Source organism: Bifidobacterium simiiventris, from assembly GCF_019331715.1.
Classification (GTDB): Bacteria; Actinomycetota; Actinomycetes; order Actinomycetales; family Bifidobacteriaceae; genus Bifidobacterium; species Bifidobacterium simiiventris.
Window position 1 is genome coordinate 1 of record NZ_JAHBBG010000020.1, and the last position, 18424, is coordinate 18424.

Here is an 18424-nt window from a genome sequence, read left to right on the forward strand (position 1 = left end):
AACGACGGGCGAGGGGCTTCCGCAACATGGACTACTTCGCCACCATGATCTACCTGACCTGCGGCAAACTCGACCTCAAAGCCGTCACCACCACCTGACCATCACCCACCACAAACAGCGAATAGCCTTCTTGAACTTAGGCGGTTCCCCACCCCTGCCGGGGGAGCTGGCTGCGAAGCGGACTGAGGGGTAGCCAGAAGCCGGATACCACGAAGCCCGGGTTTATCCTTTCGTATTGTCTTTCATATCGTCTTTCATATCGATTCGTGCCGATTCATGGCAACCTCCCGGTGGCAGCCTCCCGCAACGCCGCGCACCCTTCCGCACGTCCCGTACCCTCCCGCAACCTTCCGGTGGCACCCTCCCGCAACGTCCTGCAATGCCCGCACCCTTCCGCAACGTCCCGCAACCTCCCGGGCTTACGCCCGTTTTGACCGCCCAAACAGGCCGTATGCCCGGGAGGTAACGGGAAGTAATGGTGTCAACCGTGCCCCGAGACATGCGTCGACTATCCGTCGAGATTAGACAATTCATGGCAACGATAAAGAGGCCGAGAAAAATGGGCACCGGTAGGCCGCCCACCGCCACCCTCGACTACACTGAGCCACAGTATGCAGGTACTGTGGCTCGTTGCGTAAGGAGACAACATGACGGATTCGGCGCGCATCCTGGTGGTCGACAACTACGACTCGTTCGTGTACACGATCGTCGGGTATCTCAAGACTTTGGGCGCCACGGTGACGGTGGTGCGCAACGACGCGATCGACCCCTCCCGGCCCGGCGTGCTCGACGGCTACGACGGCGTGCTGATTTCCCCCGGCCCGGGCGCGCCGGCCGAATCAGGCGCGAGCGAAGACGTGATCCGTCTGTGCGCGGCCGAGAAGAAACCGATGTTCGGCGTGTGCCTGGGCCTGCAAGCGTTGGCCGAGGTGTTCGGCTGCACGGTCGACCATGCGCCGACGATCATGCATGGCAAGACGAGCCAGGTCGAGCATATCGACGACGAGATCTTCGAGGGCGTAGCCAATCCGATGACCGCGACCCGGTATCATTCGCTGGCCGTCGAGCCGGATTCCGTGCCGGACGAGCTGGTCGTGACCGCGTGGACGCAGGGCGACCACATCATCCAGGGCATCAAGCACCGCGACCTGCCGATGTACGCGGTCCAGTTCCATCCCGAATCCGTGATGACCCAGGACGGTTACCGTCTGCTCGCCAACTGGCTCAAGGTGTGCGGCCAGCCCAGTGCCGTCGCCAAGTCCGCCGGTCTCAAGCCCAAAGTCAACAAGTAAGTGGGTCATAAGTGGGCAAATCCGGACTGTCCAGTAATCCCAAACAGTAAAAGTGGGTAACTTCGGACTCCGAATAGTCGGGTCTAAACTCCAAAAGACGGTAAGTGGACAGATCCGGACTCACCCTCCCGGGCTTACGGCCGGTTTCCCTACCCAAACCGGCCGTAAGCCCGGGAACCCGCCCAAGCAACGGAGATTAGCGGGGAAGGTGGGTATATCTGGACCATCCGGTACCCCGAAATACCGAAAGTGGGCATATCTGGACTAGATAGACCTCGCCTGAGGCTCTAACTAGACCAGATATACCCACCTATGGTTTTCGGTGTCCGGATGTACCCACTTACGCTCGCCTTCCCGGGCATACGGTCGTTTCACTCGACCAAACCGGCCGTAAGCCCGGGAGATACCGGAGATAACCCGTGTGTGGGATAGCGGGGATCTCGTGTAGCTTTTCTCCCGGGCATACGGTCGGAACGAAGGTTTCAAAACAGGCATAAGCCCGGGGAGGTGCTGTGACACGCTTTCCGTCTCCCGGGCTTACGGCCGTTTCACTCGACTGAAACGGCCGTAAGCCCGGGAGGGTGAATCCGGATATACCCACTTACGCTCACCTTCCCGGGCATACGGTCGGTTTGGGTAGGGAAACCGGCCGTAAGCCCGGGAGGGTGAGTCCGGATATACCTATTTGCGGAGGACACCGGACAACGGAAGACACCGGACAACGGAAGACGGTTTTAGCGAGACGGAGAGACCCCGGCCGAGATGATCGACCGGGGTCTCTCCGTGATGGGCCAAGACTTCTGGCTGCCGAACGGTATCGATGGCCGGCTGTCGAGTCAACCAGAACCACCAGAACCCCCGGAACCAGAACCCCCGGAACCAGAACCCCCGGAACCAGAACAAACCTATTAAGCCGGAACCCCCGGAACCGAGGGGTTACGGGGGTTCCGGGGGCGGCTGCGGAGGAACCTAGTTATTGGTGGTGCTGGAACCTTCCGAGCTGGAGCCGGAGGACGTGCCGGAGGAGGATCCGTTCGAGTCGGAACCAGACCCGTTGGTATCGGAAGAGCCAGAACCGTTCGATGTGGACCCGCCGTTCGAGTTGCTCGAACCGTTGGAATCCGTGGAGCCGGAGCTGCCGTTGGACTCGGAACCGTTGGAGCCGGACGACGACGCCTCCTTCGTGGTGAGCGTCACCGTGGATCCCTCGTCGACCTCCTGCCCCAGTCCCGGGTCCGTGGCGGTCACGATCGCGCTGCCGGAGCTCGGGCTGCCGCTTGCGATCGCCACCTTCAGTCCCAGCGCCTCGAGCTGCGAGGTCACGGCGCTCACGGTGGCGCTGCTCGAACCGAGCGCGATGGTGGACGGGATCGTCACCTTCTTGACCGGTTCCTTGCCCTTCGAGACGACGATCGAGATCGTCATGGTCGAATCCACGTACTCGCCTGCGGACGGGTTCGTGCTGATCACCGAGCCCTCGGCCACGTTGTCGTCGTATTCCTCCGACGTGCTCTGGCTCTTCAGGCCCATGTCCGACAGCGTCTGCTGCGCGGCCGCGAGCGGCTGGTTGGTCACGTCAGGCATGCTCATCTTGCCGGTGGACACGTACAGCGTGATCGTGGTGCCCTTCGGCTTGGACGAGTCCGCGGCGGGATCGGTCTTGACGACCTTGTTCGCCTCAATCGTGCTGTCGACGGTCTGCACGGTGTCGCTGACCTTGAACCCCTTCGCGGTCAGCGCGCTGATCGCCTCGGACTGGCTCATCTCCTTGACATCCGGAACCGTTTCGGACTTCGGGCCGGTCGAGAACCACACCTCGACCGTGCTGCCCTTAGCGACCTTGTTGCCGCCCTTCGGGCTCTGCTTGGTCACGGTGCCTTCGGCCTTGTCGGAGTCGTTGTCGTCGGTGATCTTCGGCGTGAGGCCGAGATCGGTGAGTTCGGAACGGACCTTGTCGCGCGTCACGCCCGACATCGACGTGAAGTCGGGGATCTCGACCTGCTGTTCGACCACGTTCGCCGCGCCGCCGTGCAGCACGACGTAGATGCCGGCGATCGCGATGATCGCGACCAGCGCGCAGATGATCGACGCCGCGATGGCCTTCTTGCGTTTGCCGGACTTCGCCGCCGCCTCACGCTGCTCGGTGCGGGACCGGACCGCCGTGCTGCCATTGCCGTAGTTGGGCTGCATGGCCGGGATCGCCTCGAACTGGCCGGTCACCGGGTTGAACGCCTGCGTGGTGGTCGTCTCGCCTACGGCCCCGGGAACCCCCGGAACTCCGGGAACGCCGGCCGCGCCCGGAACGCCCGGCATGGCCATCGTCGGGCTCATCGCCGCGGTCGCCGTCGGATCGTTCTGTTCGGCCTGCTTGCGCGCCTTCATGTTCGACAGGTCGGTCAGCGGGTTGAACGCGGCCGCCACCGGCACGCCGCCGTTCATGAACGTCAGGATGTCGGTCTTGAACTCGGCGGCCGTCGCGTAGCGGTTCTGCCGGTCCTTGGCCATCGCCTTGGCCACGATCGAATCCCACATCTTCGGCAGTCCGGGCACCACGGCGGAAGGCGGCGTCGCCACTTCCGACACATGCTGGTACGCGATCGCCACGGCCGAGTCGCCGGTGAACGGCGGCCGTCCGGTCAGCATCTCGTACAGCACGCAGCCGGCCGAATACAGGTCGGAGCGCATGTCGACGGTCTCGCCGCGCGCCTGCTCGGGGGAGAGGTACTGCGCGGTGCCGACCACGCCCTGCGACTGGGTCATCGTCGCGGCGGAATCGTCGAGCGCACGCGCGATGCCGAAGTCCATGACCTTGACCACGCCCTGGTCGGAGATCATGATGTTGCCGGGCTTGATGTCGCGGTGGATGATGCCCATGCGGTGCGAATACTCGAGCGCGTTGAGTACGCCGAGCATGATCTGTTCCGCGTCTCGCTGGGAGAGCGCGCCGTTCACCTTGATGATGTCGCGCAGGGTCTGGCCCTTCACGTACTCCATCACCAGGTACGGCAGGTGCTCGGTCGAGCCGTCCTCGGCCGTCACCGTCTCCTCGCCCGAATCGTAGATGTTGACGATGTTCGGGTTGTTCATCTGCGCGACCGCGTGCGCCTCGCGACGGAACCGCGACAGGAAGATCTGGTCGTTCGCCAGATCGGAACGCATGATCTTGACGGCGACCGTGCGCCCGAGGCGCGTATCGAGCGCCACGCGCACTTCGGCCATGCCGCCGCGGCCGACGAGCTGGCCGAGCTGATACCGGCCATCGGCGAGCGAATTGGGCATGCTGCTCATTGCTGTTCCTTCCATGAGTCCCGCATTTCGGATGCGGCCTTATCCAAGCTGATTTGTACGCCGGCCGGCGCGTCGACGGTGTCCGTCGCGTTCGTCATGCCGGTCGCGTTTGCGGCATTCGCCACGCCGTTCGTGCCGGTTGCGCCGGGTGTGGTCGTGCCGGTTGTATCGGTTACGGCGTTGGTGGCGGTGTTCGTCGCCATCGGGATGTTCGGCAGACTCGCCGACGTGAGATCGGGCGCGATCCCCGCGTCGATCGGTGGTTCGCCCTCGGCGGTGACGTTGCCCGCATTGCCCGCGGCAGTCGCGGCACCCGCATCCGGCACGATGATCGGCGCGGCCCCGCCGGTATCGGCGCGCGGTTCCGCTGCCACCGCCGCGTTCGCCGCGGCCTGATCAGGTGTGATGACGATCGGCGCGGCGGGCACCGGCGAATCCCCGGACGGGATGATCGTTTTCGGATCCATCGCGTGCAGCATCGTGTTCACCGCGTGCGGCTTGCTGGTCACGCGGCGCAGCAGTCGTCCGGTGCCGGTCATCGTGTCGTCGCTCGCGGCGGTCTGCTGGTCGAGCAGCCGGCGTTCGATGCGCGCCAGCGTGCGCGAGACGACCAGCGCGTCCTTCGGCCGGTCGAGCGGATCCTTCTCCAGCATCGACATGACGAACTGGCGCAGCTGAAGGTCGATCGCGTCGGGCAGCGGCGGCACCGGATCGTTCACGTGCGCGGCCGCGATGTCGACCGGCGTGGCTCCCGTGAACGGACGGTGCCCGCACAGGCCTTCGTACGCGACGACGCCGAGCGAGTAGATGTCGGACTGCGGCGTGGCCTGCTGTCCCTGCGCCTGCTCGGGGGAGATGTACTGCGCGGTGCCCACGACCATGCCGTCCTGCGTGATCTGCTCCTGGTTGGTGGAGTAGGAGACGCCGAAGTCGGTGATCTTCACCTCGCCGGTGTCGGAGACCATGATGTTGGCCGGCTTGACGTCGCGGTGGATCACGCCGTGGCTGTGCGCGACGAACAGGCCGCGCGCGGTCTGGATGAGGATCGGCAGCAGTTCGGTCGGCGGCATCGCGCCGCGCTCGTGGTAGATGTCCGCGAGCGACTTCGACGGCACGTATTCCATGATGAGGAAGCCGATGCCGTCGTGCTCGTAGTATTCGAACAGCGCGGCGATGTTCGGATGCGCGAGATTGGCGGAATTGTGCGCTTCCGCACGCAGCCGCTGCAGTTTCGACTCGATGTTGGACTGGTCGGAACGCAGCGCCTTGATGGCGACCGGACGGTTGAGCTGGATGTCGTACGCCTTCCAGACCTCACCCATGCCGCCCTGTGCAAGGCGGCGGTCGAGACGGTAGCGGCGGTGAATCAGCTGTCCTTCGATCAGTTTCATTTCTTCAGCGCCTCCTCCATCAACGACTTCATGATCGGGCCTGCGGCCAGCGATCCGTAGAGATCAGTATTATGCACGACCACCGAGATCGCGATCTGCGGGTTCTCGGCGGGCGCGAAGCCCATGATCCAGCCGTCGATGCTCTGGTTGGCGGTGCCGATCTGCGCGGTGCCGGTTTTCGCGGCCACGTTCACGCCGTCGATCTCGAGCGACGGGTATTCCTTGGTGATCACGGACTGCATCGCGGTCGTCAGCTTGTTCGCGGTGTCCGCGCTGAAGACCTGGCGCATCACCTGCGCCTTCGTCTCCGAGATCACCGACAGGTCGCTCGAACGCACGCGGTCGACCAGCGTCGGCTTCATGAGCACGCCGTCGTTCGCGATCGCGGAGGCGATCATCGCGCTCTGCAATGGCGTGATCTGGTTGTCTCCTTGGCCGATCGAGGCCAGCGCGAGCCGGTCGTCGGTCGGATCGGACGGGAACTTCGACTCGACCGACGTCATCGGGTTGCCGGTGGATGTGGTGCCGTCCACGGTGAACGACTTGCCGTAGCCGAGCTTTTCGGCCATCGCCTCGACCTTGTCCGCGCCGAGCGCGACGCCCAGCTGCGCGAATGCGGTGTTCGACGAGTACGCCATCGCGTCCTCGAGTGAGATCTTGCCGTTCGTGCCGCCGCCGGCCGTGCTGGAATTGGTGAGCGCGGTGGCCGTGCCGGGCAGCGTGTAGCTGGCGCCGGCCGGGATCTGCGTGTCGAGGTCGTAGTCGCCGGTTTCGAGCGCGGCGGCCGCCACCACGGTCTTGAACGTGGATCCCGGCGGGTAGAGCTGGCGGATCGCGCGGTTGAGCATAGGATTCGACTCGTCGCCCACAAGCTCTTGGAAGGCCTTGTTCGCGTCGGCCGTGGCGTGTGTGGCGAGCGTGTTCGGATCGTAGCTCGGCGTGCTCACCATCGCGAGGATGCGGCCGGTCTTCGGCTCGGTCACGACCACCGAACCGTCCTTGCCGTCCAGAAGCTGGTACGCGAGCGTCTGCAACTTGGAATCGATCGACGTTTCGATCGACGCGCCGGTGTTCTGCGTGCCGGCGAGCACGGCCTTGAACCGCTCCCACAGCAGGGCGTCGGCCTGGCCGCTGAGCAGCTCGTTGCGCGAGCTTTCGATGCCGTTGCCTTCTGGGCCGATGCCGTGCGAGATCGAGAAATAGCCGGTGATCGGCGCGTACAGCGGGCCGTTCGAGTACTGGCGCTGGTATTTGAACGCGTCGTTCGTGGCGACCGACTGCGCGATCACCGTGCCGTCGGACGCGAGGATCGCGCCGCGCGGCGTGCCGTACGTGCGGTACAGCGAACGCGTGTTGCGCGAGTCGGCGTTGAGATCGTCGTCGACGAATGCGGTGAAGACCGAACTGGAGATGCCGAGGATCACGAACAATACCAGTACGGCCGTGAACAGCTGGCGTAGAGATTTGTTCATCGGTTACCACGCTCCTTGAGTTCGTGGTCGCGCAAGGCGGCCAGCGCCTCATACTGGAACGTTTCAGACAGGTCGGTGGGCGGCTCGGGCTTGTTCGCCGCGTTCGAGATGACCACGAGCAGCGCTGCGAGCAGGTAGTTCGCGATGATCGACGAGCCGCCTGCGGCCATGTACGGCATGGTCATGCCGGTCAGCGGGATGACGAGCGTGATGCCGCCGACGACCGTGAACACCTGGAACGCCATCGTGAACACGAGACCGGAGGCGAGCAGCTTGCCGAAGCCGTCCTTGATCTTCATGGCCGTGATGAAGCCGGACGCGATGATGAGCAGGTACAGCACGAGCACCGCGAACAGGCCGGCGAGGCCCATTTCCTCGCCCACGGAAGCGTAGATGTAGTCGGAGTTCGCGTACGGGGTCAGATCGGGGTGGCCCTGGCCGAGCCCGGTGCCCGCGAGTCCGCCCGACGACAGGCCGAACAGGCCGGTGACGATCTGGTACGAACCGCCGAACTCCATGTTGTACTGCTCGTTGCTGAACGGCTGCAACCATGCGTCGACGCGCGCGCCCACATGGCTGAAGATGCGCGCCGCGACGACCGCGCCGGCCGCGAACGCGAGCAGGCCGATCACGATCCAGCTTTTGCGGCCGGTGGCCACGTACAGCATCGCGACGAACATCGCGAAGAACATGAGCGAGGTGCCCAGGTCGTGCTGGCGCACGAGCACGCCCATCGACACGCCCCAGATGATGATGATCGGGCCCATGTCCTTGATGCGCGGCAGCTGCAGGCCGAGGAACTTCTTGCCGCCGACGGCCAGCTGGTCGCGGTGGTCGAACAGGTAGGACGCGAAGAAGAACGCGAGGAACAGCTTGGCGAACTCGGCCGGCTGCACGGTGCTCGACGTGAACGGGATCTTGATCCACACGCTTGCGCCGTTGATGTCGATGCCGAGGCCCGGAATCATGGGGGAGAGCAGCAGGATCAGGCCCACCACCATGCTCACGTACGAGAAGCGGCGCAGGATGCGGTAGTCCTGCATCGCGACGATCAGTATGCAGCACAATACGAGCGCGGCCGCGATCCACAGCAGCTGCCGGAAGCCGACCGTCGTGTCCTTCGCATAGTCGATGCGCGCGATCATCGTCGTGCCGATCGCGCTCAGCAGCAGCACGCACGGCATGATCGACTGGCTCGCGTACGGCTGGAACCTGATCGTCAGCGCCCACAGCACGAGGTACAGCACGACGACCGCGCCGAGCGCGATCGCGTAATTCGTCGGAAAGCTGCCGGTCGTGCGCTCGAACATCTGGAAGAACGCGACGAAACCGATCAGCATCGCGAACAGCAGCAGCGAGATCTGCCGCAATCGGGTTGCGATCATTGCGCGTCACCTCCGTTCGATGAGCTGTTCGTGCCGGTTGAGTTGGACGAATTCGATGAGTTGGACTTGGTGTTGGACGTGCCGGACGACTTGTTCGAGCTGTTCGAGTTGCTGGAACTGTCGGACTTGGACGAGTCGCTCGAGTTGCCGTTGTCGATCGCGTCGTCGGCCGCGCCGAAGCTCGGCGTGCTCGCCTCGTTCTTCTGCGTCTCCTTGTCGCGCTCGGCCTCGATGAACTTCGCGTGCGTCTTGGCCTCCTCGAGGCTGTCGACCGTGATGCCCTGCTCGAGCTGCGACTGCCACGATTCAGGCAGCGAGTCCACCTTGATGTCGGTCTTCTCGACCTCGTGCGAGAGCGACAGGCCGAACAGGTTCGTGTTCACGCCTTGGTAGATCGTGATCACGCCGTCGCCGGACGCCAGGTAATACCGGCTCTGGCTCCACACGTACGCGCCCCAGCCGCAGCCAATCAGCGCGGCCAGCGCCACGATCACGCTCAGCAGCACGAGGAAGCGGTTGCGGTGCCGGCGCGTACGCCGGACCTTACGCTGTTCCGCCTGCTCGCGGTGGATGGCGCGCGCGACCTCCGGGTCGCTCGGATCGGTGGTGATGCGGCCGTCCGACTTCTGGATGACCGGGATTTCGCCGGTGTCGGGCACTTCGCGGTCGCCGATCTCCTCGCGCACCGCGGACGGCTGGGCCACGCGCGGCTTTGCGGGATCCGCGCCGGCGCCAGCCTTGCCGTTCTTTGACTTCGCGTCGCCGCGGTCCTGGATCAGCTTGGCCGCGCGGGTCGCCGGCGAGCTCATGTCGGCGCGCAGCGCGGGCGCGGTCGCCACGGGCGCGTTCACGATGTCGGCGATCGTCTCGGAGCTGGCGCTCACCGCGCCGCCGACCAGCAGCGTCTGGTGCGGGATGTCGAAGGCGTTCGCGTCGAGCGCGAGCGTTGCGTCCGCGATCACCGCGGTCACGTTGTCGGTGCTGCCGGCCTTGAGCGCCATGCCGACGAGCCGCTGCGCGCACTCCTCCTGGTCGGTGCAGTCGGCCATCACCTGCTCGATCGTCGAGTCTTCGAGCACGCCGCACAGGCCGTCGGAGCACAACAGCCAGCGATCCGCAGGGTGGGCCTTGCGGATCGCGATATCGGGTCGTGGGTCGATGTCGAAATCACCGAGCACACGCATGACGACGTTGCGTTGCGGATGGTTCTTCGCCTCCGCTTCCGTGATGCGGCCCATGTCGATCAGATGCTGGACGTAGCTGTGATCGTGCGTCATGCGCGTGAGCTTGCCGTCACGCAGCAGATACGCGCGCGAATCGCCGATATGGGCGAGCACCCAGTGCCCGGCGACCAATACCAGCGCGACGACCGTGGTGCCCATGCCGGCGAGCTTGCGCTCGTGCTTGGCCTTGCCGACGATCGCGTCGTGCGCGGCGATCACCGACGATTCCAGCATGTGGGCAACGGTCTGGATGTCTCCGTTGACATCGTCGTGCTCGATGTGCGCGAGCGAACGGATCGCGATCGTCGATGCCGTATCGCCGCCCGCATGGCCGCCCATGCCGTCGCAGATCGCGGCCAGATGCTCGCCGGCGAACGACGAATCCTGGTTGTTGGCACGCACGGTGCCCACGTCCGAAACGGTCGTGGAATACAGGAACAGATTTTGCGAAGCGGCGGAATTCGGCATAGGGCGATCACCTCAATTCGAAGGTGGTCGCGCCGATGCGCACGGGCACGCGCGCGGCGAGGATGGTGGGTGTGTTGATGCGCTGGCCGTTGACCACGGTGCCGTTCGTGCTGCCGAGATCCTCGATGGCCCACGAGTTGGTGATCGGATCCTTGTAGACGCGGGCGTGGTGCGAGGACGCGAACTCGTCGTCCAGCACGACCGTGTTCGACGCGGCGCGGCCGAGCGTGATCGAATTGCCGCTCAGTGGCACTGAAGCGCCGGCGAGCGGACCGTCGATGATGACCAGCAGGGTCAGATCGTTCGCCGCGTTCGCGCGTTCGGGCACGGGCGTGTGCACCGGCACCGCGGACGACGTGGCGACCGGCGCCGGCGATTCGGCGGCCTTGCGCGCACGACGCTCCTTGCGGCGATGCGTGCGCGAGGTATGCGGGCTGAACGACTCCATGTCCTTGTGCAGGGAACGCATGGCAAGCCATACGAACACCCACAGCAGGGCGAGCAGCCCGTATTTAAGAATGGCGAAGGTCAATTCGGTCATGGAACGGCTCCTTCGCGGGCTTACTCCTGATCCTGCGCGGAGGCCCAGTAGAGGATGCGGGTGCGGCCGATGGTGATCGTGTTGCCGTCGAGCAGCGTGGCGATCGGGACCTGATGGCCTTCGATGTACATGTGGTTCGTGGAGCCGAGGTCGCGGGCGATCACGCCGTTGGGGGTGATGTCGATCTCCATGTGGCGGCGGGAGATGCCCGGATCGTCGATGATGATGTCGCAGCCAGAGCCGCGGCCGATCACCGTCTTCTCCTTGGTGAGCAGGTACTGGTTGCCGTTGACCTCGAGCATCGGCTCGGACTGCGACTGCTCGTTCGTGGTGACCGGCACCGCGTTGCCCTGCACCGATTCGGAGCTCAGGTTGAAGTTGCCCTTGGTGAGGTCGAGATCCTCCTCGAAGATCACCACGACCGGGCCTACGAACGCGTAGTGCTGGCTCTTGGCGTACTGGGTCAGGTTGTCGGCCAGCTCGTTGGCGAGGGTCTCCGAACCCCACTGCTCGATGCGGTCGAAGTCGGCGGTGCTCAGCTTGAAACGGTACTCGTTCGGAGCCACCGTGCGGTCGCGACCCACCGGCATCGCCTCATTGTCGATTTCGCGTTCGAGGGCGCTGGAGAGGTCGACGGGCTGCAGGTCCTTGGACCCGAACTTGGCGAACACGCCATTGACCGCGCCTTCTACACTTTTCTCAAAACGGTCGAGAACGCTCATGGTGATCCCTTTCTACATATCCTCACCCATCCTACGCGGCAGTGGGGAATAAGGCCAAAATTTCGCCCTTGTTCCCTGCACATGGGCGCAAAACTTCCACGTCGCACCCATGTGCAGGCAGTTCTGTTTCATTATGTCCGCGTGTGGTTTCGCCGCGAGGTTAGCGGGGTATGGAATAATGGCACACGTACGCATCGGCAGCAGTTGCGCCGGTGCCCATAACCGCGCAGTCTTGCCGCGAATCAGGGGAGAAAACCAGGGGTTCGCGAGGACTGACTACTCCGCGGCTATACCAAGGAGAACAACATCATGGTTGATCGTAACGGTCAATCCACCGCGTCCGCACCGACCGAGGACGCGATTTCAGAGGAAGTGCGCGCCCAGCAGGCGCTGTTGAACGATACCGACCCGTCGCTGACCGACGCGGACGCCGTGGCCAAGGCGCTGAATGTCGACCCGGCCACCGGCTTGAGCTCGGACGAGGCCAAGCGTCGCCTCGAGAAATTCGGCCCGAACCAGCTGGCCAGCGCGCCGCCGGTGCCGAAGTGGAAGAAGTTCCTCGCGCAGTTCGAGGACCCGCTGGTCTATCTGCTGCTCGTCGCCACCGCGATCTCGGTGGTCGCATGGTTCATCGAACGCGCCAACACGCCGGGCGCCGGCGAACCGGTGCCGTTCGACGCGCTCGTCATCGTGCTCATCCTGATCGTCAACGCCGTCCTCGGCTACATCCAGGAAGCCCGCGCCGAACAGGCCGTCGCCGCGCTCGCGCAGATGACCGCGCCGCAGACCGCCGTCCTGCGTGACGGCAAGGTCGTGCACATCAACACCACCGACGTCGTCCCCGGCGACATCGTCGTGCTCGGCGAAGGCGACACCGTCTCCGCCGACGGGCGACTGTTCGCCGCCGCGTCCCTGCGCATCGCGGAGGCGTCGCTGACCGGCGAATCCGTCCCGGTCGGCAAGAAGCCGGAGACGCTCGCCGAAGCCAAGGCGCTCGGCGACCGCTCGAACATGATCTTCAACGGCACGTCCGTCACGCAGGGCACCGGCCGCGCGATCGTCACCGGCACCGGCATGAACACGCAGGTCGGCAAGATCGCCGACATGCTCGCCGCCACCGACGACGAAGCCACCCCGCTGCAGAAGGAGATGGCGCACGTCTCCAAGATCCTCGGCCTCGCGGTGTGCATCATCGCCGTGGTCGTGCTCGCCGCGCTCGCGCTCACGCAGGGCTTCCACTCGGTGCATGACATCATCGACTCGCTGCTGCTGGCCGTCTCGCTGGCCGTCGCCGCCGTGCCTGAGGGCCTGGCCGCGATCCTGACCGTCGTGCTCGCGCTTGGCGTGCAGCGCATGGCCAAGCACAACGCGATCGTCAAGAAGCTCTCCTCCGTGGAGACGCTCGGTTCCGCGTCCGTGATCTGCTCCGACAAGACCGGTACGCTCACCCGCAACGAGATGACCGTCGAGCGTGTGGTCACGCCTTCCGGCGAAGTGCAGATCACCGGCACCGGCTACGCGCCGGAAGGCCGCATGGTGATGGTCGGCGGCTCGTCCGCGACCGGCGATCTGGCCGTTCCGGCGGGCGTCGAGGCCGAAGTGATGGCCACGCTCGGCGCCGGCACGCTCGCGAACGACGGCGACCTGCGCGAAAGCGAATCCAAGCCCGGCACGTGGGAGGCGATCGGCGACCCGACCGAAGTCTCGCTGATCGTCGCCGCCCGCAAGGTGCACGCCGATCGCAAGTACGCGAACTTCGAGCGCGTGGCCGAAGTGCCGTTCACGTCCGAACGCAAGCGCATGGCGATCGTCGCCAAGGACAACGCCGACGCCGGCAACCTGACCGTCTTCGCGAAGGGCGCGCCGGACGTGCTGCTCTCGTACTGCACGCGCATCGCCGTCGGCGGCGCGGTCCGTCCGCTCACCGAAGGCGACCGTCAGACGATCCTCGCGACCGTCGAGAAACTGTCCGGCGAAGCCTACCGCACGCTGGGCGAGGCGTACCGTCCGCTCGGCGTCTCCTCGCTGACCGACGTCCCCGGCATCGTGACGAACTCGGCCGGTCAGATCACCGACATCTCCGAACAGTCCGACGTGATCGAATCCGACCTGATCTGGGCCGGCATGGTCGGCATCATCGACCCGCCGCGCACCGAGGTCCGTGATTCCGTGGCCGAAGCGCACCGCGCCGGCATCCGCACCGTCATGATCACCGGCGACCACCCGCTCACCGCGGCTCGCATCGCCTCCGATCTGGGCATCATCGAACGCGGCGGTCGCGCGCTGACCGGCGATCAGCTCGACGCACTCGACGAGGCCGGACTCGACAAGGCGACCTCCGAAGTGTCCGTGTACGCGCGAGTCGCGCCGGAACACAAGCTCAAGATCGTCGAATCGCTGCAGCGCCAGGGCAACATCGCCGCCATGACCGGCGACGGCGTGAACGATGCGCCGGCCGTCAAGTCCGCCGACATCGGCGTGGCGATGGGCATCACCGGCACCGAAGTCACCAAGGAATCCGCGAAGATGATCCTCGCGGACGACAACTTCTCCACCATCGTCGCCGCCGTGCGCGAAGGCCGCGTGATCTTCGACAACATCCGCAAGTTCCTGCGCTACCTGCTCAGCTCCAACGTGGGCGAGGTGTTCACCGTGTTCGGCGGCGTCATGCTCGCCGGCGTGCTCGGCATCACCCAGCCCGGCACGCAGGGCGTGACCGTGCCGCTGCTCGCCACGCAGCTGCTGTGGATCAATCTGCTCACCGACGCCGCGCCGGCGCTCGCGATGGGCGTCGACCCGCAGACCGACGACGTGATGGCCCGCAAGCCGCGTCGCCTGACCGATCGTGTGATCGATCGCGATATGTGGATCGATATCGCGTTCATCGGCATCATCATGGCCGCGGTGACGCTGATCGGCATGGACATGCACCTCGCGGGCGGCCTGTTCACCGACCGTTCCGTGGACGCGCTCGGCCACGACGCGCAGATGACCGAGGCCCGCACGATGGGCTTCACGATCCTCGTGTTCGCGCAGCTGTTCAACGCGATCGCCTCGCGTTCGGCGCGCCAATCCGCGTTCGTGGGCCTGTTCAGCAACAAGTGGCTGTGGGGCGCGATCGGCATCTCGATCCTGCTGCAGGTCGTGGTGATCTACGTGCCGTTCCTCAACGACGCGTTCGGCACCACGCCGCTCGATCTGGTGGCCTGGTTCGAGTGCATCGGCCTGGCGGCGATCGTGCTGGTGGCCTCCGAGATCTACAAGGCCGTCATGCGCGCCGTCGACAAGCGTCGCGGAGTGACCGCGTGACCGCGCCATACCGGCTAACCGTCAAGAGGCTCCCCACGGGGAGCCTCTTTCTCATATGGCCTTTGGCAGAACCTTGGCCCCCTCGGCTAGGCCGAGCCGTATAGCAAACGCCGGAGGCGTTTGTAGGCGAGATGCGAGCGACAGCGAGCCAGCAGAGCGCGGTCGCAGGCCGTCCGCAATTGCAGGACGCTGTCGGCGAAGCCGACTGGGGGAGCGTCAAACCCATCACATCAAACCCGACAAAGTACTAGTGAGATCGGGTGCGGTTGCGTGATGCTTGGGCGATGGAGTCGGGACTGGCGATCAGTCGTTGATCTCGGCCTTGTAGAAGTTGATGTAGGAGCGGCTCGGGGTCGGACCGCGCTGGCCCTGGTAATGCGAGCCGGTGCCCTTGGATCCGTACGGATGCTCAGCCGGCGAGCTGAGCTGGAAGAAGCACATCTGACCGATCTTCATGCCCGGCCACAGCTTGACCGGCAGCGTCGAGACGTTGCTCAGCTCGAGCGTGATGTGCCCCTCGAATCCCGGATCGATGAAGCCGGCCGTCGAATGGGTGAGGATGCCGAGTCGGCCGAGCGAACTCTTGCCCTCGAGTCGCGCCGCGATCGTCGCGTCGAGCTTGACGTACTCCCACGTCGAGCCGAGCGCGAACTCGCCCGGATGCAGGATCCACGGCTCGTCGGGCGCGACCTCGAACTGTTCGGTCAGTGCGCCCTGGTTCTCGGCCGGATCGACATATGTGTACGCGTGGTTGTTGAACAGGCGGAAGTACCGGTCGAGCCGCACGTCGATCGACGCCGGCTGCACCATTTCGGGCGTCCACGGATCAAGCGAGATATGACCGTCTTCCTTGGCGGCGAGGATATCGCGATCGGACAGCAGCATGGTCGCTCCTTATATACAGTATTGACGACAGATGATCTGTACTCCAGTGTAGCGGCAGACCGGCGCGTGCCGGCGCGCGGTGGCTCGATTCAATAATTCTCAGGTTATTTTCAGACAACCACATTCTTGCACCAAGGAACCGGTGGTTTCATAATAACTGTCAGCAAGAGCTGAACAGGAACAGCAGCAGTTCCCGACAATTGAAAACCTTTCTTCTTCTCTCTCCTTTCTCTCCCCGGCGCCAACCCCGCCGGGGTTCTTTGTTTTTGTGTGTGTGCTCTCGCCTTTGCTCTTGGCACTTGCTTTTGTTCGTGCTTTTGTTCGTGCTTTTGTTCGTGCTTTTGTTCTTGGCGCGTGTTCTTCGTGTCGTGTTCTTCGTGTCGTTGCCTTTGTCTGTCACCCGGTGTTTTCCCGGGCTTACGGCCGTTTTGCCCGCCCGTACCGGCCGTATGCCCGGGAAGTTGCGCGTGGTGGTGGCCATGTTCCCGGGCTTACGGCCGTTCTGCCCGCTCATACCGGCCGTATGCCCGGGAGGTTGCATGCCGTGTTGCATGCCGTGGTGGGGGCGTCCCCGGGCGTACTGCCGGTTTTGGGTGTGGAGCCGGCCGTAAGCCCGGGAGGATGCGTGTCCTGTAGGTGTGTCCCGGGCTTACAGCCGTTTTGCCCGCCCGTACCGGCCGTATGCCCGGGAAGTTGCGCGTGGTGGTGGCCATGTTCCCGGGCTTACGGCCGTTTCCGGTCTCCATTCCGGCCGCATGCCCGGGAGGCGGGTTGAGAGGAGTCCCCCGTCCCCTAGTCGCATCCCCGGACCCGCTCCCGGGCATACTGCCGGTTTTGCGCGTGGAAACGGCCGTATGCCCGGGAACCCGTCCACAAGAAACGTGCGAAACAGCTGCCAGCGCGAGTTATCCACAATGGCGGCCGTACCTTTCGACCACATACCCCGTTCCAGCTTGTGCAGATCCTGTTCATCGTCGATCATCGGAACATGAGAACTCATCCTGCAATCGATGCGCTGTCCGCACGGTCTCGGCAGCGTCGGCGCTGTTTCTTTCCACGAACTAACGCGGAACGGAAGGCGGTAGCGGTCCGCGTCCGTGCGGGTCTTATCGTCCGTCCGCACCGCAATCTGTACTCTTGCGCGCAGTACTGGGACACGCTGGATCCCAAAGAACGTTCCAGACATATTATTCGTGCGTTGTCGTTGCAGTATCCGAACCGTGTGTTCGCGGGGCTCAGCGCGGCGGCGATGCTGCAACTTGACTATGCTTGGTCGCTGCACTGCGGGGATCGCGTATTCATCGCCTCGTCCAGCGCGATCGTTGCGAAACGGACGTATCCGTTGATTCGGCGCATTTACATGGCGTCTATTCCTGCCTACCCGATAGACGAATCCGATACGACCGTGTGCGTCACTTCGCCGGCGAGGACGCTTGTGGATTGCGGACTGCGGTATCCGTTCGAGCAGGTTCTTCCCATGGTCGATTCCGCGTTGCGCATGGGATTGGTCACCGGAGACGAGATCGCGGATGTGTGCGATTCTCTGTACGTGGATTGCGGGCCGGTGCTGAGATTGACGCGTTACGCTGATCCGTTGAGCGAAAACGGTGGCGAGTCATTCTGCCGGGCGACGATTATCGAAGAGGGATTCGCTGTGCCCGAACTGCAGCGCGTATTTACGGATGCTCGGACGGGTTCGCAGTACCGGGTCGATTTTCTGTGGCGGCTGTCTGATGGGCGGATTGTGGTGCTCGAGTACGATGGCATGCGCAAGTACGTTGATCCGGCCATGACTGGAAGCCGTGATATCCGTGACGTGGTGCGGGCTGAGCGTGAGCGGGAGACGGCACTGCGGCAATGTGGTGTTTCGATGATGCTCCGCACTGATTTTGAGGAGGTGCGACAGCGGGTGCCGCTGACGGCGAAGCTGTTGGCCGCCGGTGTGCCGCAAGTGCGCCATGTGTGAGGTGTCGCCGTATCGTAGCGGGTTATCCCCCGGGCTTACGGCCGGTTTGGGCGGGTGAAACGGCCGTATGCCCGGGATGTCGGCTGGTGTCGGCTGCCATGTGATGATGCTCCCGGGCTTGCGGTCGTTTTGTCTGCCCGTACCGGCCGTATGCCCGGGAAGCCGGCTGCCATGTGATGATGCTCCCGGGCATACGCCTGTTTCTCGGTGCTGAATCGGCCGTATGCCCGGGATGTCGCGCACTCCGGTGACGTGTTCCCGGGCTTATGCCCGTTTTGCTCGTCCGTGCCGGCCGTATGCCCGGAATGTCACGTACTCCGGTGGTCGCGTCCCCGGGCCTACTGCCGTTTTGGGTGGGACTGTCTCGGAAAGTGTGTAACTGGCTTCGATCGCCGGTCGTGAGGCCGGCGGGAAAGGGCCTGTGATGAGCACGCCGATTGAGACAATGGAAGCCATGACAGCGAAGACAACCGCCGGCAAGG

Annotated in this window: 9 protein-coding genes and 2 pseudogenes; 3 read left to right on the plus strand and 8 right to left on the minus strand. The window is 64.4% G+C overall.

The window, feature by feature from the left end:
* The first annotated feature begins 647 nt into the window (after positions 1–647).
* Positions 648–1292 carry an anthranilate synthase component II gene (locus KIH76_RS11235; RefSeq protein WP_219070758.1) on the plus strand — a complete coding sequence of 215 codons (645 nt, stop codon included), beginning with the start codon at positions 648–650 and terminating at the stop codon, positions 1290–1292.
* Between the two features lie 1101 nt (positions 1293–2393).
* Here the strand turns inward: KIH76_RS11235 and pknB are convergent.
* From pknB to KIH76_RS11270, 7 genes and pseudogenes are all read right to left on the minus strand, one after another.
* Positions 2394–4580 (minus strand): annotated as a pseudogene (pknB, locus tag KIH76_RS11240) (Stk1 family PASTA domain-containing Ser/Thr kinase); the annotation flags it as partial.
* 491 nt (positions 4581–5071) lie between these two features.
* Positions 5072–5971: pseudogene (locus KIH76_RS11245) on the minus strand (serine/threonine-protein kinase); the annotation flags it as partial.
* The gene (locus tag KIH76_RS11250) at positions 5968–7443 is read right to left on the minus strand and encodes a peptidoglycan D,D-transpeptidase FtsI family protein (RefSeq protein WP_214374426.1); all 1476 of its coding nucleotides are present in this window, start codon (positions 7441–7443) and stop codon (positions 5968–5970) included. The gene KIH76_RS11250 and the pseudogene KIH76_RS11245, both read right to left, overlap by 4 nt.
* On the minus strand, positions 7440–8828 hold the full coding sequence (locus tag KIH76_RS11255) for an FtsW/RodA/SpoVE family cell cycle protein (protein WP_214374425.1): 1389 nt from the start codon (positions 8826–8828) through the stop codon (positions 7440–7442). The genes KIH76_RS11250 and KIH76_RS11255 overlap by 4 nt, the downstream gene beginning before the upstream one ends.
* On the minus strand, positions 8825–10519 hold the full coding sequence (locus KIH76_RS11260) for a PP2C family protein-serine/threonine phosphatase (RefSeq protein WP_219070759.1): 1695 nt from the start codon (positions 10517–10519) through the stop codon (positions 8825–8827). Before KIH76_RS11260 ends, KIH76_RS11255 begins: the two co-directional genes overlap by 4 nt.
* Positions 10520–10526: 7 nt before the next feature.
* Complete coding sequence (locus KIH76_RS11265) at positions 10527–11060, minus strand: FHA domain-containing protein FhaB/FipA (RefSeq protein WP_214374423.1); 534 nt, start codon at positions 11058–11060, stop codon at positions 10527–10529.
* Positions 11061–11080: 20 nt separating this feature from the next.
* Complete coding sequence (locus KIH76_RS11270) at positions 11081–11782, minus strand: FhaA domain-containing protein (RefSeq protein ID WP_214374422.1); 702 nt, start codon at positions 11780–11782, stop codon at positions 11081–11083.
* A gap of 309 nt (positions 11783–12091) precedes the next feature.
* Between KIH76_RS11270 and KIH76_RS11275 the strand changes: the two genes are divergently transcribed.
* A complete protein-coding gene (locus KIH76_RS11275; protein WP_214374421.1) occupies positions 12092–15091 on the plus strand; it encodes a cation-translocating P-type ATPase in 3000 nt (999 codons plus the stop codon).
* A gap of 303 nt (positions 15092–15394) precedes the next feature.
* Here the strand turns inward: KIH76_RS11275 and dcd are convergent, their stop codons facing one another.
* On the minus strand, positions 15395–15976 hold the full coding sequence (dcd, locus tag KIH76_RS11280) for a dCTP deaminase (protein WP_214374420.1): 582 nt from the start codon (positions 15974–15976) through the stop codon (positions 15395–15397).
* Positions 15977–16931: 955 nt separating this feature from the next.
* Here dcd and KIH76_RS11285 point away from each other — a divergent pair.
* Positions 16932–17942: a CTP synthase gene (locus KIH76_RS11285; protein ID WP_338023682.1), complete on the plus strand. Its 1011-nt coding sequence runs from the start codon at positions 16932–16934 to the stop codon at positions 17940–17942.
* Positions 17943–18424 lie beyond the last annotated feature (482 nt).

Bases quoted from the DNA above. Each gene is read 5' to 3' on its own strand.
- KIH76_RS11235 (WP_219070758.1), top strand. From the start codon at position 648: ATGACGGATTCGGCGCGCATCCTGGTGGTCGACAACTACGACTCGTTC.
- KIH76_RS11250 (WP_214374426.1), bottom strand. From the start codon at position 7,443: ATGAACAAATCTCTACGCCAGCTGTTCACGGCCGTACTGGTATTGTTC.
- KIH76_RS11255 (WP_214374425.1), bottom strand. From the start codon at position 8,828: ATGATCGCAACCCGATTGCGGCAGATCTCGCTGCTGCTGTTCGCGATG.
- KIH76_RS11260 (WP_219070759.1), bottom strand. From the start codon at position 10,519: ATGCCGAATTCCGCCGCTTCGCAAAATCTGTTCCTGTATTCCACGACC.
- KIH76_RS11265 (WP_214374423.1), bottom strand. From the start codon at position 11,060: ATGACCGAATTGACCTTCGCCATTCTTAAATACGGGCTGCTCGCCCTG.
- KIH76_RS11270 (WP_214374422.1), bottom strand. From the start codon at position 11,782: ATGAGCGTTCTCGACCGTTTTGAGAAAAGTGTAGAAGGCGCGGTCAAT.
- KIH76_RS11275 (WP_214374421.1), top strand. From the start codon at position 12,092: ATGGTTGATCGTAACGGTCAATCCACCGCGTCCGCACCGACCGAGGAC.
- dcd (WP_214374420.1), bottom strand. From the start codon at position 15,976: ATGCTGCTGTCCGATCGCGATATCCTCGCCGCCAAGGAAGACGGTCAT.